The organism is Comamonas sp. F1-6, from assembly GCF_039581415.1.
Classification (GTDB): Bacteria; Pseudomonadota; Gammaproteobacteria; order Burkholderiales; family Burkholderiaceae_C; genus Comamonas; species Comamonas thiooxydans.
On sequence record NZ_JBCPWN010000028.1, the window covers coordinates 1 to 23570 of the forward strand.

22 protein-coding genes are annotated in these 23570 nt (G+C 62.3%); 5 read left to right on the forward strand and 17 right to left on the reverse strand.

Annotation, left to right across the window (positions count from 1 at the left end):
• Window positions 1-204 precede the first annotated feature (204 nt).
• From fusA to AAIL66_RS21480, 8 genes are all read right to left on the reverse strand, one after another.
• A complete protein-coding gene (gene fusA, locus AAIL66_RS21445) occupies window positions 205-2313 on the reverse strand; it encodes an elongation factor G (protein WP_003064006.1) in 2109 nt (702 codons plus the stop codon).
• A 145-nt stretch (window positions 2314-2458) separates the two neighbouring features.
• Window positions 2459-2932: a 30S ribosomal protein S7 gene (gene rpsG / locus AAIL66_RS21450; RefSeq protein ID WP_003059438.1), complete on the reverse strand. Its 474-nt coding sequence runs from the start codon at window positions 2930-2932 to the stop codon at window positions 2459-2461.
• 168 nt (window positions 2933-3100) lie between these two features.
• Window positions 3101-3478: a 30S ribosomal protein S12 gene (gene rpsL / locus AAIL66_RS21455; RefSeq protein WP_003059441.1), complete on the reverse strand. Its 378-nt coding sequence runs from the start codon at window positions 3476-3478 to the stop codon at window positions 3101-3103.
• Between the two features lie 235 nt (window positions 3479-3713).
• On the reverse strand, window positions 3714-4886 hold the full coding sequence (locus tag AAIL66_RS21460) for a D-alanyl-D-alanine carboxypeptidase family protein (RefSeq protein WP_003064007.1): 1173 nt from the start codon (window positions 4884-4886) through the stop codon (window positions 3714-3716).
• A gap of 151 nt (window positions 4887-5037) precedes the next feature.
• Window positions 5038-5676, reverse strand: coding sequence for an alpha/beta fold hydrolase (locus AAIL66_RS21465; RefSeq protein ID WP_003064008.1), 639 nt, complete (start codon window positions 5674-5676; stop codon window positions 5038-5040).
• A gap of 161 nt (window positions 5677-5837) precedes the next feature.
• Window positions 5838-6194: a hypothetical protein gene (locus AAIL66_RS21470; RefSeq protein WP_003074660.1), complete on the reverse strand. Its 357-nt coding sequence runs from the start codon at window positions 6192-6194 to the stop codon at window positions 5838-5840.
• Window positions 6195-6205: 11 nt separating this feature from the next.
• Window positions 6206-7303: a VanZ family protein gene (locus AAIL66_RS21475; RefSeq protein ID WP_034357922.1), complete on the reverse strand. Its 1098-nt coding sequence runs from the start codon at window positions 7301-7303 to the stop codon at window positions 6206-6208.
• Window positions 7304-7360: 57 nt separating this feature from the next.
• A complete protein-coding gene (locus tag AAIL66_RS21480; protein WP_003064013.1) occupies window positions 7361-7777 on the reverse strand; it encodes a CopD family protein in 417 nt (138 codons plus the stop codon).
• Between the two features lie 144 nt (window positions 7778-7921).
• Between AAIL66_RS21480 and hemB the strand changes: the two genes are divergently transcribed.
• Window positions 7922-8932, forward strand: a complete 1011-nt coding sequence (gene hemB / locus AAIL66_RS21485; protein ID WP_003059450.1) for a porphobilinogen synthase — start codon at window positions 7922-7924, stop codon at window positions 8930-8932.
• 132 nt (window positions 8933-9064) lie between these two features.
• A complete protein-coding gene (locus AAIL66_RS21490) occupies window positions 9065-10261 on the forward strand; it encodes a magnesium transporter CorA family protein (protein ID WP_034380942.1) in 1197 nt (398 codons plus the stop codon).
• 165 nt (window positions 10262-10426) lie between these two features.
• Here AAIL66_RS21490 and AAIL66_RS21495 read toward each other — a convergent pair whose 3' ends face one another.
• Window positions 10427-11119 (reverse strand): dienelactone hydrolase family protein, encoded by a 693-nt coding sequence (locus tag AAIL66_RS21495; protein WP_034357900.1) that lies wholly within the window; start codon window positions 11117-11119, stop codon window positions 10427-10429.
• Window positions 11120-11301: 182 nt separating this feature from the next.
• Between AAIL66_RS21495 and AAIL66_RS21500 the strand changes: the two genes are divergently transcribed.
• Window positions 11302-11949 carry a MarC family protein gene (locus AAIL66_RS21500; RefSeq protein WP_003059455.1) on the forward strand — a complete coding sequence of 216 codons (648 nt, stop codon included), beginning with the start codon at window positions 11302-11304 and terminating at the stop codon, window positions 11947-11949.
• A gap of 109 nt (window positions 11950-12058) precedes the next feature.
• Here the strand turns inward: AAIL66_RS21500 and AAIL66_RS21505 are convergent, their stop codons facing one another.
• The 5 genes from AAIL66_RS21505 to AAIL66_RS21525 form a co-directional block, all read right to left on the reverse strand.
• Window positions 12059-12556 carry a hemerythrin domain-containing protein gene (locus AAIL66_RS21505; RefSeq protein ID WP_034407005.1) on the reverse strand — a complete coding sequence of 166 codons (498 nt, stop codon included), beginning with the start codon at window positions 12554-12556 and terminating at the stop codon, window positions 12059-12061.
• Between the two features lie 172 nt (window positions 12557-12728).
• Window positions 12729-13412, reverse strand: coding sequence for an ABC-type transport auxiliary lipoprotein family protein (locus tag AAIL66_RS21510; protein WP_343497716.1), 684 nt, complete (start codon window positions 13410-13412; stop codon window positions 12729-12731).
• A gap of 106 nt (window positions 13413-13518) precedes the next feature.
• Window positions 13519-14466, reverse strand: coding sequence for an MlaD family protein (locus tag AAIL66_RS21515; protein ID WP_343497717.1), 948 nt, complete (start codon window positions 14464-14466; stop codon window positions 13519-13521).
• Entirely contained in the window at window positions 14466-15314 is an 849-nt protein-coding gene (locus AAIL66_RS21520) for an ATP-binding cassette domain-containing protein (protein WP_045839399.1), read from the reverse strand. Before AAIL66_RS21520 ends, AAIL66_RS21515 begins: the two co-directional genes overlap by 1 nt.
• A gap of 138 nt (window positions 15315-15452) precedes the next feature.
• Window positions 15453-16580: an ABC transporter permease gene (locus tag AAIL66_RS21525; RefSeq protein WP_034406999.1), complete on the reverse strand. Its 1128-nt coding sequence runs from the start codon at window positions 16578-16580 to the stop codon at window positions 15453-15455.
• Between the two features lie 312 nt (window positions 16581-16892).
• On the opposite strand from AAIL66_RS21525, the gene AAIL66_RS21530 reads away from it, so the two are divergent.
• The gene (locus AAIL66_RS21530; protein WP_034380936.1) at window positions 16893-18560 is read left to right on the forward strand and encodes a GMC family oxidoreductase N-terminal domain-containing protein; all 1668 of its coding nucleotides are present in this window, start codon (window positions 16893-16895) and stop codon (window positions 18558-18560) included.
• Window positions 18561-19134: 574 nt separating this feature from the next.
• Window positions 19135-19893, forward strand: a complete 759-nt coding sequence (locus AAIL66_RS21535) for a TSUP family transporter (RefSeq protein WP_003074636.1) — start codon at window positions 19135-19137, stop codon at window positions 19891-19893.
• Between the two features lie 36 nt (window positions 19894-19929).
• Here the strand turns inward: AAIL66_RS21535 and mrdA are convergent, their stop codons facing one another.
• The 3 genes from mrdA to mreC form a co-directional block, all read right to left on the reverse strand.
• A complete protein-coding gene (gene mrdA / locus AAIL66_RS21540) occupies window positions 19930-21882 on the reverse strand; it encodes a penicillin-binding protein 2 (protein ID WP_003070410.1) in 1953 nt (650 codons plus the stop codon).
• 122 nt (window positions 21883-22004) lie between these two features.
• Complete coding sequence (mreD, locus tag AAIL66_RS21545) at window positions 22005-22523, reverse strand: rod shape-determining protein MreD (protein ID WP_003070409.1); 519 nt, start codon at window positions 22521-22523, stop codon at window positions 22005-22007.
• Window positions 22520-23545 (reverse strand): rod shape-determining protein MreC, encoded by a 1026-nt coding sequence (mreC, locus tag AAIL66_RS21550; RefSeq protein ID WP_003070406.1) that lies wholly within the window; start codon window positions 23543-23545, stop codon window positions 22520-22522. The genes mreD and mreC overlap by 4 nt, the downstream gene beginning before the upstream one ends.
• Between the last annotated feature and the right edge of the window lie 25 nt (window positions 23546-23570).

The window sequence follows — 23570 nt, forward strand, 5'->3', positions numbered from 1 at the left end:
ACGTTCGAACTTTTCTTTTGCCATGATTTCTCCGAAAGAGCAAAAACCTGTGTGATGTTTAAGGTCTGCACCTCATTGCTGACTCGCCCCGCACAGGAAACAGGACGGCATGGGATCGCAGACCGGCAAAAATCGCGGCAATCCTCAAAGGACTGCCGCGATTGGAAGCCGTAGATTATGACGGATTCGTCAAACCTGCGTCAATTACTTGGCGCGGGCAGCAACGATGGCTTCAGCCACGTTACGAGGAGCTTCAGCGTAGTGCTTGAACTCCATGGTGTAGCTGGCGCGACCTTGAGTCATGGAACGCAGCGAAGTGGCGTAGCCGAACATTTCGGACAGAGGCACTTCAGCCTTGATGGCCTTGCCGCCACCAACCATGTCGTCCATACCCTGAACCATGCCGCGACGCGAGGACAGATCGCCCATCACGGTACCGGCGTAGTCTTCGGGCGTTTCCACTTCCACAGCCATCATGGGTTCCAGGATGACGGGGTTGGCCTTGCGGGCAGCTTCCTTGAAACCGAAGATAGCGGCCATCTTGAACGCCATTTCGTTCGAGTCCACATCGTGGTACGAACCGAAGGTCAGACGAACCTTGACGTCCACCACAGGGTAGCCAGCCAGCACGCCGGAAGTCAGAGCTTCGATCACGCCCTTCTCCACCGCAGGGATGTATTCGCGAGGAACCACACCGCCCTTGATTTCGTCGACGAACTCGAAGCCCTTGCCGGCCTCCTGGGGCTCCAGAGTCAGAACCACGTGGCCGTACTGGCCCTTACCGCCGGACTGGCGAACGAACTTGCCGTCCACGTCCTTGACCGTGCTGCGGATGGTTTCGCGGTAGGCAACCTGGGGCTTGCCCACGTTGGCTTCCACGTTGAATTCGCGCTTCATGCGGTCAACGATGATTTCCAGGTGCAGTTCGCCCATACCGGCGATGATGGTCTGACCGGATTCTTCGTCGGTACGCACGCGGAAGGAAGGATCTTCTGCAGCCAGACGCGACAGAGCGATACCCATCTTTTCCTGGTCGGTCTTGGACTTGGGTTCCACAGCCTGTGCAATCACGGGCTCGGGGAACACCATGCGCTCCAGCACGATAGGCGCGGCGATGTCGCACAGGGTTTCACCGGTGGTCACGTCCTTCAGGCCCACGCAGGCAGCGATGTCGCCGGCACGGATTTCTTCCACTTCCACGCGGTCGTTGGCCATCATCTGCACGATACGGCCGATACGCTCCTTCTTGCCCTTGACGGCATTCAGAACGGTCTCACCCTTGGACAGAACGCCAGAGTACACGCGCACGAAAGTCAGCTGGCCCACGAAGGGGTCGGTCATCAGCTTGAAGGCCAGAGCCGAGAACTTCTCAGCATCGTCAGCCTTGCGGCTCAGCTTCTTCTCTTCGTCATCGGGGTCGGTACCGGTAACGTCAGGGATGTCCACAGGAGCGGGCAGATAGTCGATCACGGCGTCCAGCATGCGCTGCACACCCTTGTTCTTGAACGCGGTGCCGCACAGCATGGGCTGAATTTCGGTGGCCAGGGTACGAGTACGCACGCCGAGCTTCACTTCTTCTTCAGTCAGAGTACCTTCTTCCAGGTACTTGTTCATCAGCTCTTCCGAAGCTTCGGCAGCGGCTTCCACCAGGTTTTCACGCCACTTGTTGGCGGTTTCCACCAGCTCGGCGGGGATGTCCTGGTATTCGAACTTCATGCCCTGGGAAGCTTCGTCCCAGATGATGGCCTTCATCTTGACCAGATCGACCACGCCCTGGAAGTTTTCTTCAGCGCCGATTGGGATCACCACGGGCACAGGGTTCGCGTTCAGGCGAGTCTTCATGCCTTCATAGACCTTGAAGAAGTTGGCGCCGGTACGGTCCATCTTGTTCACGAAGGCCAGACGAGGCACCTTGTACTTGTTGGCCTGACGCCACACGGTTTCGGACTGGGGCTGCACGCCACCCACAGCGCAATACACCATGCAAGCACCGTCCAGCACGCGCATGGAACGTTCCACTTCAATCGTGAAGTCCACGTGACCGGGGGTGTCGATGATGTTGAAACGGTGTTCTGGGTAGGACAGATCCATACCCTTCCAGAAGCAGGTCACAGCAGCCGAAGTAATCGTGATGCCGCGCTCTTGCTCTTGCTCCATCCAGTCGGTCGTAGCAGCACCGTCGTGCACTTCGCCCAGCTTGTGGGTCACACCGGTATAGAACAGGATACGTTCTGTAGTAGTTGTCTTACCTGCGTCAATGTGAGCGGAAATACCGATGTTGCGATAGCGCTCAATGGGGGTCTTGCGAGCCATGATGGATCCTTGCTTGATCGTATGGGAGTACTGCCGGCCCCGCATTGTGCGCAGGAGGCAGCAGCTCTATATGGGGGCGCTCAGAATCGACACAAGGCCGCAGCAAGTTTTTGCATGCGGCCCTGCATCTCGAGCGAGATTCCGATTAGAAGCGGAAGTGGCTGAAGGCCTTGTTGGCTTCGGCCATACGGTGCACTTCGTCACGACGCTTCATGGCGCCGCCACGGCCTTCCGTAGCTTCCAGCAGCTCGTTGGCCAGGCGTTGAGCCATGGACTTCTCGCCACGCTTGCGGGAGGCTTCCTTGATCCAGCGCATGGCCAGAGCCAGACGACGGACGGGACGCACTTCCACGGGCACCTGGTAGTTGGCACCGCCAACACGGCGGGACTTCACTTCAACCATGGGCTTGACGTTGTTGATGGCAACAACGAAAGCTTCCAGAGGGTCCTTGCCAGGATGCTTCTTCTCGATCAGGTCCAGAGCGCCGTAAATGATGCGCTCAGCAACCGCCTTCTTGCCGCCTTCCATGATCACGTTCATGAATTTGGACAGCTCTACATTGCCGAACTTGGGATCCGGCAGGATTTCACGTTTGGGGACTTCGCGACGACGTGGCATTTTTTACCTCTATCTTTGCTTCAGTTGGCATCTTTTCAGATACCGCGAGAGCTATTCAAAACTCTCACTTACTCGACCCGCACAAAACATTCGTGCTCAGGGCCACTACGTTTGACCGCGCCAGTCAGGCGAATCAAACACCGTTTGTTTTCAAAAAACCAGGGCTGATTACTTAGCCTTAGGCTTCTTGGCACCGTACTTGGAGCGAGCTTGCTTACGGTCCTTGACGCCTTGCAGGTCCAGGGAACCGCGCACGATGTGGTAACGCACACCGGGCAAGTCCTTCACACGACCACCGCGCACCAGCACAACGCTGTGCTCTTGCAGGTTGTGGCCTTCACCGCCGATGTACGAAATCACTTCGAAACCGTTGGTCAGACGAACCTTGGCCACCTTACGCAGAGCCGAGTTAGGCTTCTTGGGAGTGGTGGTGTACACACGGGTGCACACGCCACGGCGTTGGGGGCAGTTTTCCATAGCAGGGCTCTTGGATTTAACAACTTCTACCGTGCGGCCCTGACGCACGAGTTGGTTAATGGTTGGCATTAATTAAACGTCCCTAAACGTGAATTTGCTTCGTGAAAGCAAAAGGTTTATCCGCAGCAACAGATGCCGATGCGGAAACGTGAATCCCTTCGGAAATTCCGAAAAGCCCTCGAATGTACCAGCTTGTGCAAATCAGCACAACCACCTGTGGGCAATAGCCCCCAAGCAGCAAGACACTTTGCATGATCGACCAAGGGCTATCGCCGGCAGGAGCGCCTCCTGCCTGCCAGGGAACTTACTTGATCCAGAGGCGGATGGTGTCCCACAGACGGCCGAAGAAGCCGGCCTGCTCGACGGCCTCAAGCGCTACCAGCGGCACCTCGGCCACCACATCCGCGCCCGACTTGACCTTGAGCACGCCCATGGACTGGCCCTTGGCGATAGGAGCGATCAGCGGATCCTGGCGCACCACCTCGGTGGTCAGCTTGCCGCCGGTGCCCGAGGGCACGGTCACCACCACGGCGCCGTCGGCCTTGCCAATCTTGACGGCATTGGCAGCGCCCTTCCAGACGGCGGGAGTAGCCACGGGCTGATCGGAATCAAACAGCTTGACGGCATCGAAAGCGGTGTAACCCCAGTTCAACAGCTTCTGGCTTTCGTTGGCACGCGCCTTTTCGCTGGCCGTTCCCAGCACGATGGACAGCAGGCGGCGCTGGCCCACATTGGGCAGGTCGCGCTTGGCCGTGGCCACCAGGCAATAGCCTGCGGCGTTGGTGTGGCCGGTTTTCAGGCCGTCCACGGTGGGATCGCGGAACAGCAAGGCATTGCGGTTGCTGCCGTTGGAGGCAGGCGTGCCGGGGTAGCTGTATTGCTTGGTGGCGTAGTAGTGCATGTACTCGGGGAAGTCATGCATCAATCGCTGCGCCAGGATGGACAGATCACGCGCCGTCGTCAGGTGACCGGGCTCGGTCAGTCCTTCGGGGTTCTTGTAACTGGTGTTCTTCATGCCCAGGGCCTTGGCCTGGTCATTCATCATCTTGACGAAGTTCTCGGCCGTGCCGCCCACGGCCTCGGCCAATGCCATGGTGGCATCGTTGCCGGACTGGATGATCATGCCGCTGAGCAGGTCATTGACGGGCACCTGCATCTTGGGGTCGATGAACATGCGCGAACCGGGCATCTTCCAGGCGCGCTCGCTCACGGGCATGCGCTGCTCCAGCGTAATTTTCTTGGAGCGCAGGGCGTCGAACACCACATAGGCCGACATCAGCTTGGTCAGCGATGCCTGCTCGACGGGAGCATCGACGTCCTTGGCACCCAGCACCTGGCCGGCAGTGACGTCCACCAGCAGATAGTTGCGGGCTGCAATTTCGGGAGGAACAGGGGCCGCCACCTGTGCCATGGCAAACACGGGCGCCACTGCGGCAGCAACGGCCAGAACACGCAGTGTGGAGTAGATGGGCTTCATGAAGAGGACTCTCGCTAAAGCAAAGGTAAGCGCGGTGATTTACCGTCGAAAACGGCCAAAGCCAAGGATATACCTCGGCCTGGCGCTATGAAAAGGGAGTTAACCAAGACGGGGCAGCAATTCACGTGCGTCAAGGTGTGGGAAATGGCTCTTACAGGGACTTCAGGTGGCGCACCACCAGGCTCTTGAGCAGAGGCAATTGTCCGTGAAAGAAATGGCCGACCTGCGGAATCACGGTAACAGGCAGTATCTGCGGGCGCGCCCAGTCCATCACTGCGGACAGCTCGACGGTGTCGTCCGCCTCGCCGTGGATCACCAGGGTCTGGTCATGGGCCTCGGCAGGCACGGGAGCCACTTCGAAGCGACTGGCGGCGGTGCCTACCAGCACGGCCTTCTGCACCCGGCCTGTACCCCAGAGCTGGGCCAGCGCATGGCTGGTGACGAAAGCGCCGAAGGAAAAGCCGGCCAGAGCTACAGGGCCTTCGGGAGCCACCTGCTGCACCACGGCCAGCAAATCCTGCAGCTCGGCCTTGCCGGCGTCATATTCGCCGGCACTGGCACCCACGCCGCGAAAGTTGAAACGCACGACCGTGTAGCCGCACTGAACAAAGGCACGCGCCAGGGTCTGGACCACCTTGTTGTCCATGGTGCCGCCAAACAGCGGATGCGGATGGGCGATGATGGCCACGCCCTTGGGGCTCTGGCCTTCGACCAGTTGCGGCGCATCGCGCAGGGCCTCAATGGCACCGGCGGTGCCGGTGAGCGTCAGTCGTTCGGTTTGGGAATTCACGATTGCTATCCTAGTTGTAGCTTTTTGCGCTTGCTGTAATTGGGCTGACGCTTGAAAACGCTTAAAGTTCCTGAACAAGCAAGCCCAAAGTCGGCCGCACCAGGCAAGCGCCGCCTTGCCGCAAGCCTGTCGGGACGGCCAAAGGACTTAAGGCAGCCAGATCAGCGCCCCACGCTTTCGGGCAGCACCAGGCGCTCGACCACCTTGCCGTTCTTGAGATGGGATTCGACGATTTCATCGATATCGCTGTCGTCGATGAAGGTGTACCAGACAGCCTCGGGATAGACCACGGCCACGGGACCGCCGGCGCAGCGATCCAGGCAGCCGGCCTTGTTCACACGCACCAGCCCCTTTCCAGCAAGCCCCTCTTCCTTGACTTTGCGCTTGCAGTGGTCAAAGCCCGCCTTGGCGCCATGCAGAGCACAGCAGTCCTCACCGTTGGGACGCTCGTTCAGGCAAAAGAAGATATGACGCTGGTAGTAGCCGCCGGCCTGGTCTTGATTCTGGATGTCGCTCATGGTGGATCATTCTAGGCAGGCTGTTGGCGACGTGAGAGTCGAATCACTACATACGCCAGTGTCACGTAAGGCCAGAGCCAGCCCAGCCATTGGCCCAGGCCGTAGAAGCGGATGAAACGGCCTTGCTCCCAGGCCTGCAGGGTCTGGGCGAAGTACACATTCGTCGGCGCCTGATTGAGGATGCTCAGATGCAGCACCAGCACCAGCAGCAATAGCACGGCGCACATGCTGCGCGAGGCAGGCAATGCAATCACGGCCAGACCCAGCCCACCCCAGACACCCAGACGCACCGGCAGATCCACCCACTCCCAGGCATGGGCCGGACCCCAGCTCAACGCGGCCGACAGTGCCGTCACCCCCACCCCTGCCGCCACCAGAAGCAGTCCGGCCAGCGCGCGGCGGCCCATATGGCGCACGGCGCAATAGGCCAGCAGGCAGGGAATCCACAGCCCCAGCATTACGCATAGCATCTCCGTCACCAGCGACAGCGGCGTCATGGCGAAATCGCCCAGCGGCAGCCAGTCTTCGAACGGCGTGTTCAGCAGCCAGTCCTGCAAGGTGTCGTCGATGCGCTCCAGCACCTGGCCCAGGCCAAACGGCACTGCTGCCGGAAACAGCAGCGCAAACGGCCACAGCGCCAGCAGCACCAGCACGCCAGCACCGCCCTCGCCCAACCACTGGTTGCGAAATGCACTCCAGCGCGAGAGAGCCCCCAGCCTCTCCAGCAGCGCAGCCAGCAAGGCACCGATCAAGGTACCGCCGGCATTGAGCACCAGATCCAGATTGGACGGCACGCGGCGCGGCAGATAGATCTGCAGAAACTCCATGCACAGCGACAGCAGCGTGCCGGCAAGAAAAGCCAGCGGCACGGCCAGCCTGGGCTGGCCCGAGCGCATCAGGGCCAGCGCCAGGAAAAAGCCCAGCGGCGCATAGCCGACGATATTGGTGTTGACGTCGAACCAGGTCCAGTAAGGCGGCGGAATCCTGGCGAACAGGAATACGCTGGGGTCGATGCCCTGGGCGCGCCAGCCGTCGAACGGGAACAAGCTGGCAAAGACGATGAGCAGGCCATAGACCAGCGCCAGCGGCCAGGCCGAGGTATGGCGCATGGAAATCACCGGCACCGCGGAATCGGACACAGTCGCCTCCTACTCTCAGCGCAAGATTCAGAAGGGCTTGACCACCACCAGAATCACGGCAGCGATCAGTAGCAGCACCGGCACTTCGTTATAGAAACGGAACCAGCGATGACTTTTATGACAGGTGTTGTCCGCCAGCTTGCGCAGCAGCACGGCACAGCTGTGGTGGTAGCCGATGACCAGCAGCACCACGGCCAGCTTGGCATGCAGCCAGCCGCCCGCGAAGCCCCAGCCCAGCCACAGCCACAGGCCCAGTCCCAGCGCGGGCACGGCCAGCATGGTGGTGAAGCGCAGCAGCTTGCGCGCCATCAGCAGCAGGCGCTCGCGTTCGGCCACCGAGCCCGGCGTGACCATGGCGATGTTGACAAAGATGCGCGGCAGGTAGAACAGACCAGCAAACCAGCTGGCGACAAAAACGATGTGAAAGGCTTTGACCCATAGCATGGAGCCAGTGTAAAGGCCTGCGCTGCGCCGCAGCCGCTGCGCGCCGCGTCTTTACCTCGAAGCTCGGGCCTTGTCGCGCCGGCCGTCATGGAATAGTCACGCAGCTGCAAGCCAAGCCATGACGAATGGGGCACAATTTTCCCCATGCATTTGTCCAGCCCTACTCCTTTTCCCCAGAATCGTCCGCGCCGCCTGCGCCGCGATGCTTTCACCCGCAATCTGGTGCGCGAGAGCGTGCTGACGCCGCACGACTTCATCTACCCCGTGTTCGTGCATGAAGGTCAGAACAAGCGCGAGGCCGTGCCCTCCATGCCCGGCGTGGACCGCCTGAGCCTGGACCTGCTGCTGCCCGTAGCCGAGGAATGCGTGAAGCTGGAGATTCCCTACCTGGCGCTGTTCCCCGCCATCGAATCCAGCCTCAAGACCCCCGATGGCAAGGAAGCCCTGAACCCCGACGGCCTGATCCCGCGCGTGGTGCGTGCGCTGAAAAAGGAATTCCCCCAGCTGGGCGTGATGACCGATGTGGCCCTGGACCCCTACACCAGCCACGGCCAGGACGGCATCCTCGACGAGAGCGGCTACATCATCAACGATGACACCGTGGAAGTGCTGGTCGGCCAGGCCCTGGCCCATGCCGAAGCCGGCGTGGACATGGTGGCCCCCAGCGACATGATGGACGGCCGCATCGGCGCCATCCGCGAGGCACTGGAGCTGCAAGGCCATATTCACACCCGCATCATGGCCTATAGCGCCAAGTACGCCAGCGCCTTCTACGGGCCCTTCCGCGACGCCGTGGGCACACGCGGCGCCCTGGGCAAGGCCGACAAAAATGTCTACCAGATGGACCCTGCCAACACCGACGAAGCCCTGCGCGAAGTGGCGCAGGACATCGCCGAAGGCGCGGACATGGTCATGGTCAAGCCCGGCATGCCGTATCTGGACGTGGTGCGCCGCGTCAAGGACGAGTTCAAGGTACCGACCTTCGCCTATCAGGTTTCCGGCGAATACGCCATGCTCAAGGCTGCTGCCGCCAACGGCTGGCTCGATCACGACGCCGTGATGATGGAAGCCCTGCTGGCCTTCAAGCGCGCGGGCGCCGACGGCATCCTGACCTACTTTGCCATCGACGCCGCCAAGAAGCTGCGTGGCCTGTAACAAAATTGATAGCTGTCAGCGCAGGTCATGCTTGCGCCTGAGAGCATTTCAGGCATGATCTGACGGCCCGTGCAGCTTGCACGGGCCGTTTTGCATCTGCTTTTTGCACTGACATCGAGACTGCCTATTCCCATGCGCGTGCTGCATATCTCTCCCCTCTATGCCCAGCCTGTTGACGGACTGCCCACGCAGGCGGCAACAACGGGGTTTTACTGGGTCTCCTGCACACGCTCGGAGCTGGAGGCTCAGCTGCCGGCCATTCAGACCATGTTGGTCAGGCTGGGCGGCTCTGCCCTCGTGGACCTGCATGTCTCCGACCTGCTGAATCCCGCAATCCCTTCCAATTACGACTACACCTCGGTGTACGACGTGCTGGTGTTCCGCCGCCTGGCCAACGCCCATCTGCCGCCGCTCAATGGAAGCCCCGCCTCGCCAGCCGTGGCCACACCGCCAGGCCTGCCTGCAGTGATGGCAGGCACCGGCAGTGCTGCATCCAGCGCCCCGCCTCCATCGCACAACCCGGCCCACAGCGGCCAGCGCGAAGCGCCGGTGCTGCAACGCGTGGAAACCCAGCCCGTGGGCTTTGCGCTGTATGACCAGATCCTGCTGTCCGTGCATCCCGACGGCTGCTTTGTGCTGGAAAACTTCTGGCAGCGCCTGATCTCCGGCCCCGCCAAGACTGACAGCCGCCAGGTCAGCACCAAGATGCCCGTGGAGCCTGCCGACCTGATGCTGCGCATGGTCAACGGCATGGTGGACGGCTATCTGGACCTGCGCCGCACACTGACGCGCCAGATCGACCACTGGCAGATGGCACTTCTCAAGCCCAACAGGCGTTTCAGCAACTGGGCCAGCGTGCTCGATGTGCGCCTGGCGCTGCACCAATTGGATGAAATCTGCGAAGACCAGCGTGCCGCCGTGCAGGACTGGACCGAGGCGCTGGAGGGATGGCCGCCCGAGCACACACCTGCGCGCCAGCATGAGCGCGAACTGCTGCGCGTGCGCTCGCGTGACGTGCTCGAACATATAGAGCGCGTGACCCACCACATTCACCGCATGGAGCAAAGCGCCGAGACCGCCGTGCAGATGCACTTTTCGGCTCAGAGCAACCGCGCCAACGACATCATGCGCACGCTGACCACGGTGACGGCCATCTTTCTGCCTCTGAACCTGATTGCCGGCATCTTCGGCATGAACTTCGAGTTCATCCCGTTCGTGCACAAAAAGGACGGCTTCATCTGGGCGCTGGTGGCCATGGTGTTCATCACCGTGGTGCTGGTGGCCTATTTCTGGCGCCGACGCTATCTGGAAAGCGAAGAAAAAGAATGACCCCCTGAGGCGCTTCCGCGCCTTCCCCCAAGGGGGACGACATCCTCGCTGCGCGGCGGCGCTTGCTTGATGTCTCTGATGGGGGACCGCCCAGCGGCAACGGGCTTTAGATAAAAATAGCTGCTTGCGCTTATATATAAAGCACAAGCAGCTATTGTTTTTATATCAACCCAGATGCTGGGCGAAGAAGGCCAGAGTGCGCTCACCTGCCAACGCTGCAGCGGCTTCGTTGTAGGAGCCGCGCTGATCGCAGTTGAAGCCATGGTCGGCTTCGTAGATATGGACTTCCACCTTGGGCTGGGCCTTCTTGAAGGCTTCGACGGACTCCAGTGAGATGTAATGATCCTTGCTGCCGAAGTGGGCCAGCACCGGGCACAGCGCCTGACGGCTGGCTTCCAGCTCGCCCGTCATGCCGCCACCGTAATAGCAGACTGCAGCCGAGACGCTGGCCAGATTGCAGGCCGAGCGCCAGGTCATGAGGCCGCCCCAGCAAAAGCCCACCACGCCGATCTTGCCGCCAGGCACCAGAGTCGCCGCATGGGCCACGGCAGCTTCCACATCGCGCAGCGCGCCCGGCTCGGGTAGGGCTTCTACCGCGGTCTTGAGCGCAAAGCCGGCCTTCATGTCTTCTTCGCTGTAACCCAGCTCCACATCGGGCTTGACGCGGGCAAACATGGCGGGCGCCACGGCCACATAGCCCTGGGCTGCGTAGCGGTCTGCCACGGAGCGGATATGCGAGTTCACGCCGAAGATCTCCTGCAGCACCACAATGGCACCGCGTGCCTGGCCCTCGGGCATGGCCACATAAGCCGGGGTTTTTGCGCCATCCACGGCTGTCAGTTCAACAAAGCTGCCCATTGCGAAGCTCCTTAACATGGTTCAAAAGGGAAATCCGCGACGCGGCCGCCAGCAATGCTGTAATGGCTGATGCCGCGTCGATGATTCGGCCATTTTTTCACAGGAGTGTTGATGCAAGCTATCTCAGCCCCACAAAAGGCCGACAGTCGCAAGAAGCCCCCCATGCCAGGAGGCGAGCTGTAATGGATATCAAGCCGTTGATCACCCTGGTCGCCATCATCAACCCGCTGGCCATCGTCCCGTTCTTCATCCACTACACGGCCGGCTTCGACGCCGAGCAGCGCTGGCAGACGATTCGCACCGCCGCCTTTGCCGCCTTCTGCGTGATTGCGGTCTGCGCCCTGCTGGGGCTGCAGATTCTGCAGTTCTTCAATATCTCGCTGCAAAGCTTTCAGGTCGGCGGCGGTCTGCTACTGCTGATCAGCGCGATGAACATGCTCAACGCCCGTCCCGCCGAAGACCGCCCCAACAATGCCACGCTGGCAGCCGGCGTCGAAAAGGCCGCCGAGGGCAACAGCATTGCCGTCGTGCCGCTGACCATTCCGCTGCTGACCGGGCCTGCCGCCATGTCCACCGTGGTGATCTATGCCGATCAGGCGCGCACCATCTGGCAGCATGTGGCGCTGGTCGGTTACGGCGTGGTGGTGGCCGCAGCCATCATGGTGTGCTTTTCATTGGCCCACCCGATTGCCCGCGTACTGGGCAAGACCGGCATCAATGTGATGACCCGGCTCATGGGACTGATTCTGGCCGCGCTGGCCATCGAGGTGATGGCCGGCGGACTGATCAAGATCTTCCCCATCCTGGCCTCCCCGGCGATATACCCTTAACCCAAAAAATACTCCCCCTGAGCGGCTGCGCCGCTTCCCCCAAGGGGGACGGCAGCTTCGCTGCGCGGCGGCGCTTGCTCGCTGTCTCTCGCCTTAGCGCGTGCCAGTTTCAGGCAGTTACCACTTCCATTTTTTCAGTTTCACCACAGGCACCACCACAGCCGGTGATCGGCTCTGCAGGCAAAGCCTCGGGCACCAGCACCGCGCCGGTCACCGGGTCAAAGCCCGCGCGGCGCATATGCAGGGCCAGGGCGGCATCCATGTTCTGCGCATGGTGGCTGAACCACGGACCCAGCTCGGCCGCCATATGGCGGATCGTGGCCAGATCGCCCTGCCCGCCCTTGACCGCCCCCTCGCGCAGCACGGCCAGCACCACCTTGTGCTGCTGGCTGTGGCAGTTGCCCGTGGCAAAGCCCGTGGTCTGCATCCAGCGGTCTTCCTGATCGAAGTGCTGCTGGGTATGGGCAATCAGCTCGTCCCAGAGCGCGCACAGCTGCTCGTCGCCCGCAGCTTCCACCTGGGCCAGCAGGGTGACGAACTCTTCATGCACCGCGTCCATGACGGGAAAATCCAGGATGAGAGCGGCATTCCATTCGAGGCTGGCCATGGCAGTTCCTTGTGCGAGGTTGAGGAACTGGCAGCTTAAGAACAAGGCCCGGCCCGGCCATTGACCCACATCAGCAAAGCAGCTGCCCGCAAGTAACCAGGACCTGCCCGGAATCAACAAAGCCCTGCATGGCAGGGCTTCGGGAGCGGAAGTGCCTGGGACTGGTCAGGCCCTAGCGCCCGTAACCCTGCAACCAGCGGCTGAGCTGGACAGCCGCCTCATCCACCGCGCGTGCCATGGCCTGGGCACCGCCGGCTGCGTCGGCCGAGGCAGCCGGAACCTCGACCATGAATACCTTCTGGCCCAGCAACTGGTTGCCTGCACTCTCGCCGACACCGATCAGGCTGGCGCTCAGGCGCAGCAGCGCACGGCTGTTGCTGGCGTTGTCGAAGACCTGGTTGAACTCGTCCACCGTCACGCGCAGCTGCGCAATCGAGCGCTTGTCGGCCAACAGGGGGCGGACATTGTCCTTGCCCGAAAGCACGGGGCGCTCCAGCCCCAGACGCATGCGCAGACGCTGCTCCACCATCTGGGCGGGAGGCAGGCTCCAGCGCGCGTTCTGGTAGGCACGCAGTTGCTGGCTGTCGCTGTAGTTCAGACGGTAGAACATGGCCGTCAGGCCCTCGGGCAGGCCCGGCGCCTGGACTTCGGCCAGCACCAGCGGCACCGGCGCCACGGAGGGTGCGGCCGCATTCGCGGCCGGCACTGCCAGGTCGGCCATGCCCAGGTCATAGCGCACCGGTTGCGTGGGTGCCGTGGGCAGGCCCGAGCAGGCGGCGAGCGCCAGTACCAGGGAAGAAGCGCCCAGCAATCGCCATGCTCCGCGGCCGGTGAGTGAAATCTTTGTGTCTGCCATATTGATTCCTTTGGGACTTAGGCCAGCCAGAATGAGTAGCAGGCATTTCCATCGAAAAACAGCCTGCCTGATCCGAATTGGCGCAAGTCGTGTCCTTGTTGCGGGTTCATTTGGCCGGAGCCACGAACCCTGGCTCGCCGGGGCCTGGCAAGCCCATTCCCTGGCCGTAGATGACGGATTGCGGGTTGTCATTGAAGCGGCCCGCGGCCGCGCCCATGGTGCGCGCGGCGCGCGAGACATCGTCAGCCGCGCCGTTCATGCGCGGCAAGGTGCTGCGCCCCAGCGACTCGGCCGCCTGCGACAGGGCCTGCGTGCCCTCGGCAATCTGCTGCAGCGGGCCGTCGGGGGCATTGACCTTGTGCACGGTCTGTTGCAGATCGGTCGCCACGCCTGTGGCGGCATTGCCGGCCTTGGTAAGGGACTGCAGGGTCTGGTGCGCATCTGCCGTGATCTGCGGAAAGTCCTTGGCCGTCTTGTTCATGGTCTCGGCCAGATCCTTGATCCCGCCGGATGCGGCAGCGATATTGTCGAGCGCCACGCTCACCCGCTTCTGGTTGTCCTCACCCAGCATGGAATTGAGGCGGCGTGAAATTTCGTCAACCCGCTCCAGCAGCACCGGCCCCTGGTCGGCCAGCATGTTCAGCGGCGATGACTTCATGGGCAGGCGCGGCAGGCCGCTGGGCCCGGGCTTGAGCGGTTGCGAAGACTTGCTGTCATCGTCGAGCTGGATATGTGCCAGACCTGTCACTCCCTGATAGCCGAGCTGGGCGTAGGTGGCCGGCGTGACCGGCGTGTCCTCGCCCACGGCAATGCGAATCAGCACATTGCCAGGAATCTGCGGGTCAAAGCCGATGCGCACCACCTTGCCCACGGGCACGCCCTTGTAGCGCACCGTGGCCTGGGGCTGCAAGCCGCTGACTCCGTCCTTGGTGGACATTTCATAGAGCTGGTATTCGCGGTTGTCGCGCGTCAGCCAGACGGCCAGCCCTGCCAGCAGGGTCGCCACCACCAGCACGAAGATGCCGGCAGCCATGGCATGGGACTTGTTTTCCATCAGCTTTCCTCTGCGGCCACGCCGCCTTGCACCGGGGCCATGGCACGGCGGCCACGCTCTCCCTGGAAGAAATGTTCAATAAACGGGTGCTTGATCCGGGCCACGTCGCGCGGAGCTCCGGTGAACAGCACTTTTTTCTCGGCCAGCACGGCCACGCGCGTGGACAGCGCGAACAGCGTATCCAGATCGTGGGTGACCATGATCACGGTCAGGCCCAGCTCGGCATGGATATCGCGCAGCAGCTCACAGAACTCGTCCGAGCCCTTGGGGTCCAGCCCCGCTGTGGGTTCGTCGAGCAGCAGCAGCGGCGGATCCATCATCAGCGCGCGCGCCAGCGCCACACGCTTGATCATGCCGCCCGACAGGTCTGCAGGCATGCGCGAGGCATGCTCGGGCTTGAGGCCCACCATCTGCAGCTTGACCATGGCCGCATCGCGCACCACGGCATCGGACAGGGTGCCCTGCTCACGCAGCGCAAATGCGATGTTGTCGAGCACGTTGAAGGCCGAGTACAGCGCCCCTTGCTGGAACAGCATGCCCACCTGACTCGCCGCCAGCTCGCCGCTGATGACCTCGCGCGAGGGCCTGCCATCCACGGTCACCGTGCCGCGCGATGGCGAGAGCAGCCCCAGTATCTGGCGCAGCAGCACCGTCTTGCCCGTGCCGGAGCCGCCCACCAAGGCAAGAATCTCGCCCGGGTAGACATCGAAGTTCAAGTCCTGGTGCACGGCAAAGCGCGACTCGCCCTCGCCGAACTCGGTCCACAGGTCCACTGCCTGCACCAGCGGCTTCACATCCTGCGGCGGCGCGTAATCGCCCACGGCACCCTCGATACGGCGGTTGTGCATCACCTCTGTCATTTGCGTGCCCCCCGCTCCACGAGGCTGGCGCGACCCAAGCCAGAAACGCCGAGCAAGGGCCGCCCCGCAGCGAAGGTGTCGTCCCCTTGGGGGGAAGCGGCGAAGCCGCACAGGGGGTAGTTCATCCTAAAAGCCCACATTTCTGAAGAGGATGGCGAAAATGGCATCCACGATGATGACCATGGTGATGGATGACACCACCGCCGCCGTGGTGCCGCGACCCAGGCTCTGAGTATTGGGCTCTACCTTCAGGCCCCAGTGGCAGCCGATCAGGGCGATCAGCACGCCAAACACCACGGACTTGCCCATGGCCAGCACCAGATTGCCGATCTTCACGGCCGCAGGCAGGCTTTGCACGAAATAGGAGGGCGTGATGTCCATGGTCAGGTCCGCCGCGACCATGCCGCCAGCCAATGCAGCAAGAATGGTCCACAACGCCACCAGCGGCATGGACACGGCCAGCGCCAGCGCACGCGGCAGCACCAGCCGGTAGCCCTGGGAAATGCCCATGACCTGCATGGCGTCGAGCTCTTCGGTCACGCGCATCACGCCGATTTGCGCCGTGATGGCCGAGCCGCTGCGCCCAGCCACCAAAATCGCCGCCAGCAGCGGCCCGAGTTCGCGGATCAGCGAAATGCCAAGAATGTTGACGATAAAGGATTCGGCCCCGAACTGGCGCAACTGCAGCGCCATCAAATAGGCCAGCACCACGCCGATCAGAAAGCCGACGAGTGCCGTGATCGGCAAGGCGGTCGCCCCTGTCGCATAGAGGTGGCCCGAAATATCGCGCCAGGGGCCACGAAACGGATTGCGCAGCAGGCGCAGGCAGTCCAGCAGCAACTGACCGACCAGTTGGATCAAGTTGGAAAAGTGCCCGCAGGCATCGATCACCATCTGGCCCAGTCGATTGACCTCGCACATCCATCCCGAGGGCTCGGGCTTGGACTCGGGCACTTCGCTGAACCTGGCCACACGCTCCAGCATGGAGCGCTGGGTCTTGGTCGTCAGCAAGTGGGCCGGCCAGGCCTTGCCCCATTGCTCCCACAGCAGCTGCGCACCGATATGGTCGAACCAGACCATTTGCTGCAAATCCCAGGCCGCGCCCTTGGGCACCGCCCTGATCTGCGGCGCCAGCCGGCGCCAGATATGGCGGTCGCCCAGCTCTGCTGCACTCCAGCGGCCCACAGGCACGGCCCATTGCTGACCCTCGCGGGACTGCAGCGGACATTGAGGTAGTTGGTCTGAGCTGAACAAAGAAAAGCTTCCTAGAACTTGAGGGAGGCGGGCTGGCCGTAGGGGCCAGCATAACGCGCCACGCCGGGAACATGCCAAGCGCAGCACGTAGGCCGCTGCCGCATGCCACGTAATGATAGCGTTGCAATTTTTATCAAAAATCCGCGAAAGTCAAAACCAGTACTGCGCCGACAGCTTCCAAAACAGGAGTATGCGAGCGCTTTCCCTATCGACACCCGCAAGCTCATCACACCTAATGAACCAGCCTTTTTGCCCATGACTGCCTGATGCTCTGGCCTCTGCGCCTAGCTGTACCGGCCTTTTGATCTGCCCATGAGTGATACCCAGTTCGACTACATCGTCATCGGCGGAGGCACAGCAGGTTCGCTGCTGTGCAACCGTCTCACCCGCAACAAGAATCACCGGATTCTGCTGATCGAAGCCGGCGGCAAGGATGACTACCACTGGATCCATATCCCCGTCGGCTATCTCTATTGCATAGGCAACCCGCGCACCGACTGGCTCTATCAGACCGAGCCCGATCCCGGCCTCAACGGTCGCAGCCTGCGCTACCCGCGCGGCAAGACACTGGGCGGCTGCTCCAGCATCAACGGCATGATCTATATGCGCGGCCAGGCCCGCGACTACGAGCAATGGGCCGAGCTGACCGGCGACGACACCTGGCGCTGGGAGCAGGTCCTGCCGGCCTTCAAACAGCATGAAGACCATTGGCGTCTCGACGCCGTCGGCAGCGCCAGCGAAGAATTCATGCGCCTGCACGGCAGCAAGAGCACCGGCGGCAGCGGCGAGTGGCGCGTGGAGAAGCAGCGTCTGCGCTGGGACATACTCGACGCCTTTGCCCAGGCCGCGCAGCAGGCAGGCATTCCTGCCACCGACGACTTCAACCGCGGCTGCAACGAGGGCGTGGGCTACTTTGAAGTCAATCAGAAGTCAGGTCTGCGCTGGAACACTGCCAAGGCATTTCTGCGCCCCACCTGCTACGGCCGTCCCAACTTCGAGATGTGGACCCGCGCCCAGGTGCGCCGGCTGATTCTGGAAGATCTGCCGGACGGCAGCCAGCGCTGCACCGGCGCCGAAGTCTGGACCGGAGAGGAGATGGTGACTGTGCAGGCCGGGCGCGAGGTGCTGCTCTGCGCGGGTGCGGTCAACTCGCCGCATATCCTGCAGCTGTCGGGCATAGGCCCCGGCGAATTGCTGCAACGCCATGGGATGGCTGTGCGCCGCGATCTGCCCGGCGTGGGCGCCAATCTGCAGGACCATCTACAAATCCGCTCGGTCTACAAGGTGCAGAACGCCAAGACGCTCAACACCATGGCCGGCAGTCTCTGGGGCAAGGCGGCCATCGCCCTGGAATACGCACTCAAGCGCAGCGGCCCCATGAGCATGGCGCCTTCGCAACTCGGTGCCTTTACACGCAGCAATCCGGCATTGGCCCACCCCAATCTGGAATATCACGTGCAACCGCTGTCGCTGGATGCCTTTGGCGAGCCGCTGCACGACTTTGCCGCCTTCACCGCCAGCGTCTGCAACCTCAACCCCAGCAGCCGCGGCACGGTGCAACTGCAAAGTGCGGATTTCCGCCAGGCTCCGGCCATTGCACCCCATTACCTATCCACGGCAGAAGACCGGCAGGTGGCGGCAGACAGCCTGCGCGTCACGCGGCGCATCGTCAGCCAGCCGGCGCTTGCGCGCTTCCAACCCGAAGAGTTCAAACCCGGTGCTCAATACCAGAGCGACGAAGAGCTGGCACGTCTAGCCGGTGATATCGCCACCACCATCTTCCACCCCGTAGGCACGACCAAGATGGGACGCGCCGACGACCCGATGGCAGTCCTGGACAGCCGTTTCAAGGTGCGAGGCGTGCAGGGTCTGCGCGTGGTCGATGCCGGCGCCATGCCCACCATCACCAGCGGCAATACCAACAGCCCGACGCTGATGATGGCCGAGAAGGCGGCGCAGTGGATTCGTGACGCGACCTGAAAAACGGCCTCTCGAAAAGCCGAGCGATTCACTGCGAAAAGCCCGTCAGCGCCCGAAATTCGCTCTGGAGCGCAACGTCTGTCCGAGCGGAAGAATTCCGCGCGGCGTCATGCCCCATGAATCAAAGCCCTCAGAGATCTTTTGCTTATAAGCATATGACGCTATTGTTTTTGAAATATCTCAAAACTCATAAGGATGTCACGAAACTTTCTGATTCATTTGTCAGACGTTTTTGATATAACCCAAGGGAATTCCCCAATGCACCACACAGGTGCAGCCCTTACATTCTCGTCACTCTCGCTGCTCCACGAAGCAGCATGGAGGGCCGAGGAGACAACTCGACACAACCAGACCAATACATATAAAAGCATCAAAGATGCGTTCAAAAGCGCCCCACAGTGGGCGCTTTTTTTATGCCTTCGCACAGGCTTGAGGCAGCGGTGCGACAATGCCGGCGCCATCCTCGGGCATTCAAGCCCGCTCTCTCCCTGGCTTCTTCATCCCGCCTCCGGCAGCGCCGCCCAGCGGCAACGCGCGTTGCTCACGGCATGCACCAATTGCAGGCATTTGCTCCATGGAATGGATTCTTGTTTCCCTCGCCTCGGCCCTGGCCGGGTTTGTTGACGCCATCGTGGGAGGCGGCGGACTGATTCTGGTGCCGGCCATGTTTGCAGCCTTCCCCACCACCACGCCCGCCACGCTGTTTGGCACTAACAAAAGTGCCGCCGTCTGGGGCACGGCCATTTCCGCCTGGCAGTACAGCAAGCGTGTGCATATCACCTGGGCTACGCTGCTGCCCGCCATCGGCACGACGCTGGTGGGAGCTTTTCTCGGAGCCTGGGCCGTCACCTTGATTTCGCCCGATTTTCTGCGCAAGCTGCTGCCCTTCATCCTGCTGGGCGTGCTGGGCTACACCCTGGCCAAAAAAGAGCTGGGCCGCGACCACGAGCCGCGCCTGGCAGGGCGCACCGAGATGTTGACCGCCAGCGCCATCGGCCTGCTGATCGGTTTCTACGACGGCTTCTTCGGCCCGGGCACAGGCAGCTTCTTCGTGTTCCTGTTCGTGCGCCTGCTGGGCTATGACTTCCTCAACGCCTCGGCCAGCGCCAAGCTGCTGAACCTGGCCTCCAACGCCGCGGCACTGCTGCTGTTCACGCTCAAGGGCCATGTCTGGTGGCACTTTGCGATTCCGCTGGCCGTGGCCAATGTGCTGGGCAGCATGCTGGGCACCTGGATGGCCTTGCGCCACGGCACGGGCTTTGTGCGCACGATTTTCATCGGCGTGGTCAGCCTGCTGATTCTGAAAACTGGTTATGACGCTTTTCTGCGTTAAACCATTACACAGCAAGCGTTAACAGCTATCAATTTATCAAGGTGCTGTTTCGTCGTCGGACAGCACCGAGATATCTTCCACACGACGCGGCGTGCCGATCGGTGCGCCTGCCTTGCCCTGGCGCACGGCAGCGATATCAGCCTCGCTGGGATAGTTGCCCACCAGCCAGTAGTCCAGTATGCGGCGTGCGATAGGCGCGGCAGCCGCTGCACCGAAGCCGGCATTCTCCACAATCACGGCCACGGCAATCCTGGGCGCTTCGGCCGGGCCGTAAGCGATATAGAGCGAGTGGTCGCGCTGGTACTCGGCCAGACGCGCAGCGTTGTACTTTTCCTTCTGGCCCACGCTCACTGCCTGGGCCGTGCCGGTCTTGCCGCCCGACAGATAGCTGGCACTGCCGAAGACGCCACGGCCCGTGCCGCCGGTCACCACTCCGACCATGCCGCGCTTGACGGCATCGACATTGCTCTGCTTGTAGCCCAGATTGACGGGGGCCGGCTGAACAATGGCCGTGCGCGTACCGGTGACGGAGTCGATCAGCTCCTTGCCCACATGGGGCGTGAAGCTCATGCCGTTGTTGACCAGCGTGGCCAGCGCATGCGAGAGCTGGAGGATGGTGAAGTTGTTGTAGCCCTGGCCGATACCCAGAGAAATCGTCTCGCCTGCAAACCATTGCTGCTGGGCTGCGCGCTTGTAGGTCTTGCGCTTCCACTCCTTGCTGGGCAGCACGCCGCGCACCTCGCCGGGCAGGTCGATGCCGGTGATCTGACCAAAGCCCAGCGGCTTCATGAAGTCGTGGATCGCATCCACGCCCATCTCGTTGGCCAGAGTGTAGAAATAGACGTTGCTGGAATGCTGGATGGCGCGCGCCAGATCCACCGGGCCCAGCGCATGGCCGGAGCGGAAGGTGTGGCCGCCGAAAGTCCAGGAGCCGCCGTCCTGGATCACCGTGCCCGGCGTGCGCTTGCCGGTCTCTATGCCCGCCAGGCCCATGAAGGGCTTGTAGGTCGAGCCCACGGGGTAGGTGCCGCGCATGGAGCGGTTGAGCAAGGGGCGGTCCAGCGATTCGTTGAGCGCCTTCCAGCTCTCCTGGTCGATGCCGTCGACAAACAGATTCGGGTCGTAGGTCGGCTTGCTGACCATGGCCAGCACCTCGCCATTGCGCGGGTCCATGGCGATGGCCACGCCACGGCGGTTGCCGTAGAGGTCTTCCACCATCTTCTGCAGCTTGATGTCCACCGACAGCTGCAGGCTGTGTCCCGGCGTGGCAGGGCGACTGCCCAGACGACGCACGGCATGGCCGCCAGCCGAGGTTTCCATTTCCTCCCAGCCGGTCTGGCCGTGCAGCTGCAGTTCATAGCTCTTTTCGGCACCCAGCTTGCCCATGACCTCGGTGCCACGGTAGTTGGCGGCATCGTCGGAGTCGTCGATCTCTTCCTTTTCCCTTTGATTGATACGACCGATGTATCCGATCAAATGGCTGCCGGTTTCCTTGAGCGGGTAGGTGCGAAACAGGCGGGCCTTGATGTCCACACCCGGAAAGCGATAGCGCTGGGCCGCAAACTTGGCGACTTCCTCATCCGTCAGGCGCGAGCGGATCGGAATCGACTCAAAGCTCTTGGAGTCATCCATGAGCCGCTTGAACTTGCGGCGGTCGCGCGGTGTGATCTCTATGACCCCGGACAGCCCTTCGATGGTCTCGTCCAGATCCTCGACCTTGGAGCGTGTGATCTCCAGCGTATAGGCCGAGTAATTGGTCGCCAGCACCACGCCGTTGCGGTCCAGGATCTGGCCCCGGTTGGGCACGATGGGGACCACCGCCGTGCGATTGCTCTCGGCCCGCTCGGCAAATTCCTCATGGCGCTCGACCTGCAGCACCAGCAGACGCCAGACCAGCAGACAGAACGCCAGGAACACCACGCAGCCCATGACGACTGCACGCATCCGGAAGCGCTGCAGCTCGACTTCGGTGTTGCGAATCTCCATCATGCGCAGGCTCCCCGCACGCCAAACCAGTGACTGCAAGCAAGGGCCGCCCCGCAGCGAGGCAGTCGTTCCCCCCCGCGAAGCGAGAGAGGGAAAGGCGCGCAGCGACTCAAGGGGGCTTTCATCTACAGAGGCCGGTTTTCATCGCTGTCCGGCGCACGGCGCTGCGGCGCCAGCAGCAAAGCGCTGACCACAGGCCACAGCAAGGTCTCGATCACTGGAGCTATCAGAAACTCCAGCCCGGGGAAGATACCTCCCGTCGCCACACGCAGCAGAACCTGAATGCCGTGCGCCGCAGCAAACACCGGCAACAGGTGCAGGGCCTGCACGGGGCTCGAGAACCAGAGCAGGCGGCGACTCATCCAGCCCGTCACGAAGACCAGCAAGGTATAGGCCAGTGCATGCTGGCCCAGCAGCGAGGCCCGGTCCACATCCATGATCAGCCCCAGCACAAAGGCAATACCCAGGCCCACGCGCTGCGGCTGATTCAGACTCCAGAAGGCCAGCAGCAGCAGCAACATGTCCGGCAGCCAGACGATGCGGCCCAGCGGAAGCATGTTGACGGCCAGGCCTATCACCAGGGTGACGACGATGAACAGAGGATTGACCGGCAGCAACAGCTGCTGGCCGCGCGGCATGATCATGCAGGATCCTTTGCAGGCTTGGCGGCCTTGGTCCCCGCCTTTTCAGCGGCGGCCTTCTCCTTTTCGGCAGCGGCCGCCTCCTTTTTGCCACGTGCCTTGGCAGCCCGGTCGGCCTTCTCGGCATCGGCCTGGGCCTGCATATTGGCGGCCTCGGGATGCTCGGTACGGCCCTGGGGCTTGAGCACCATCACATGGCGCACGCCCTGCACACGGCCCACGGGCTCGCAGTAGATGCGGGTGAAGGCAGAGTCGGCACGGCGGTCCACGGTCACCACCTTGGCCACGGGCAGGCCCGTGGGATAAAGCCCGTCAATACCACTGGTGGTGAGCAGATCGCCCACCTGTACATCGGCGTTGCTGGGCATGAAGCGCAGCTCCAATCCGCCGGCGCGGGTCGAGGATGCATCGCCATAGGCGACGCTGCGCGCGCCAGTGCGCGGGTTGAAAACGGGAATGGCCTGATCGCGATCGATCAGCAGCGTGACCTCGGCACGCGTCGGATAGACGCGCGTGACCTGACCTATCACGCCTTTTTCATCGAGCACGGGCGAGCCCGGCGCAATATTGTCCGCCTGCCCCTTGTCGATCACCACGCGGCGCGTATAGGGGTCAGGACTGTCATAGACCACCTCGGCCACCTGCCCCGGCGTCAACGAGCGCTCACGCAACTCCAGCATGGAGCGCAGATGCTCGTTCTCCTTGATCAACTCGTCGGCCAGCTCGGCGCGCTGAGCCATGACGACCAGCTCCTTGCGCGCAGCATCCTCGCGGGCCACGGCCTGCTGCTGCACCTCGGCATAGCGGCTGGCGTTCTGGTAGGCCAGCACGGGCTGGGCCACCAACCATTGCACGGGCGACAGCGCCACCGACAAGGCCGCGCGCACCGGCGTGGTGATCTTGAAGCGCGCGTCGGCCACCATCAAAAACAGCGCCAAGGCGCTGTAGAGGGCAAGCTGGGAAGTGCGCGAGGCCTGTTGCTTGAACAGTGATGGAGCGCGGTGGTCCAGGGTGTCCAGGCTCATGCGTGCTCCCGCGACATGGCCGCAT

Bases quoted from the DNA above. Each gene is read 5' to 3' on its own strand.
- fusA (WP_003064006.1), bottom strand. From the start codon at position 2,313: ATGGCTCGCAAGACCCCCATTGAGCGCTATCGCAACATCGGTATTTCC.
- rpsG (WP_003059438.1), bottom strand. From the start codon at position 2,932: ATGCCACGTCGTCGCGAAGTCCCCAAACGTGAAATCCTGCCGGATCCC.
- rpsL (WP_003059441.1), bottom strand. From the start codon at position 3,478: ATGCCAACCATTAACCAACTCGTGCGTCAGGGCCGCACGGTAGAAGTT.
- AAIL66_RS21460 (WP_003064007.1), bottom strand. From the start codon at position 4,886: ATGAAGCCCATCTACTCCACACTGCGTGTTCTGGCCGTTGCTGCCGCA.
- AAIL66_RS21470 (WP_003074660.1), bottom strand. From the start codon at position 6,194: ATGAGCGACATCCAGAATCAAGACCAGGCCGGCGGCTACTACCAGCGT.
- AAIL66_RS21475 (WP_034357922.1), bottom strand. From the start codon at position 7,303: ATGCGCCATACCTCGGCCTGGCCGCTGGCGCTGGTCTATGGCCTGCTC.
- AAIL66_RS21480 (WP_003064013.1), bottom strand. From the start codon at position 7,777: ATGCTATGGGTCAAAGCCTTTCACATCGTTTTTGTCGCCAGCTGGTTT.
- hemB (WP_003059450.1), top strand. From the start codon at position 7,922: ATGCATTTGTCCAGCCCTACTCCTTTTCCCCAGAATCGTCCGCGCCGC.
- AAIL66_RS21490 (WP_034380942.1), top strand. From the start codon at position 9,065: ATGCGCGTGCTGCATATCTCTCCCCTCTATGCCCAGCCTGTTGACGGA.
- AAIL66_RS21495 (WP_034357900.1), bottom strand. From the start codon at position 11,119: ATGGGCAGCTTTGTTGAACTGACAGCCGTGGATGGCGCAAAAACCCCG.
- AAIL66_RS21500 (WP_003059455.1), top strand. From the start codon at position 11,302: ATGGATATCAAGCCGTTGATCACCCTGGTCGCCATCATCAACCCGCTG.
- AAIL66_RS21505 (WP_034407005.1), bottom strand. From the start codon at position 12,556: ATGGCCAGCCTCGAATGGAATGCCGCTCTCATCCTGGATTTTCCCGTC.
- AAIL66_RS21510 (WP_343497716.1), bottom strand. From the start codon at position 13,412: ATGGCAGACACAAAGATTTCACTCACCGGCCGCGGAGCATGGCGATTG.
- AAIL66_RS21515 (WP_343497717.1), bottom strand. From the start codon at position 14,466: ATGGAAAACAAGTCCCATGCCATGGCTGCCGGCATCTTCGTGCTGGTG.
- AAIL66_RS21520 (WP_045839399.1), bottom strand. From the start codon at position 15,314: ATGCACAACCGCCGTATCGAGGGTGCCGTGGGCGATTACGCGCCGCCG.
- AAIL66_RS21530 (WP_034380936.1), top strand. From the start codon at position 16,893: ATGAGTGATACCCAGTTCGACTACATCGTCATCGGCGGAGGCACAGCA.
- AAIL66_RS21535 (WP_003074636.1), top strand. From the start codon at position 19,135: ATGGAATGGATTCTTGTTTCCCTCGCCTCGGCCCTGGCCGGGTTTGTT.
- mrdA (WP_003070410.1), bottom strand. From the start codon at position 21,882: ATGATGGAGATTCGCAACACCGAAGTCGAGCTGCAGCGCTTCCGGATG.
- mreD (WP_003070409.1), bottom strand. From the start codon at position 22,523: ATGATCATGCCGCGCGGCCAGCAGCTGTTGCTGCCGGTCAATCCTCTG.
- mreC (WP_003070406.1), bottom strand. From the start codon at position 23,545: ATGAGCCTGGACACCCTGGACCACCGCGCTCCATCACTGTTCAAGCAA.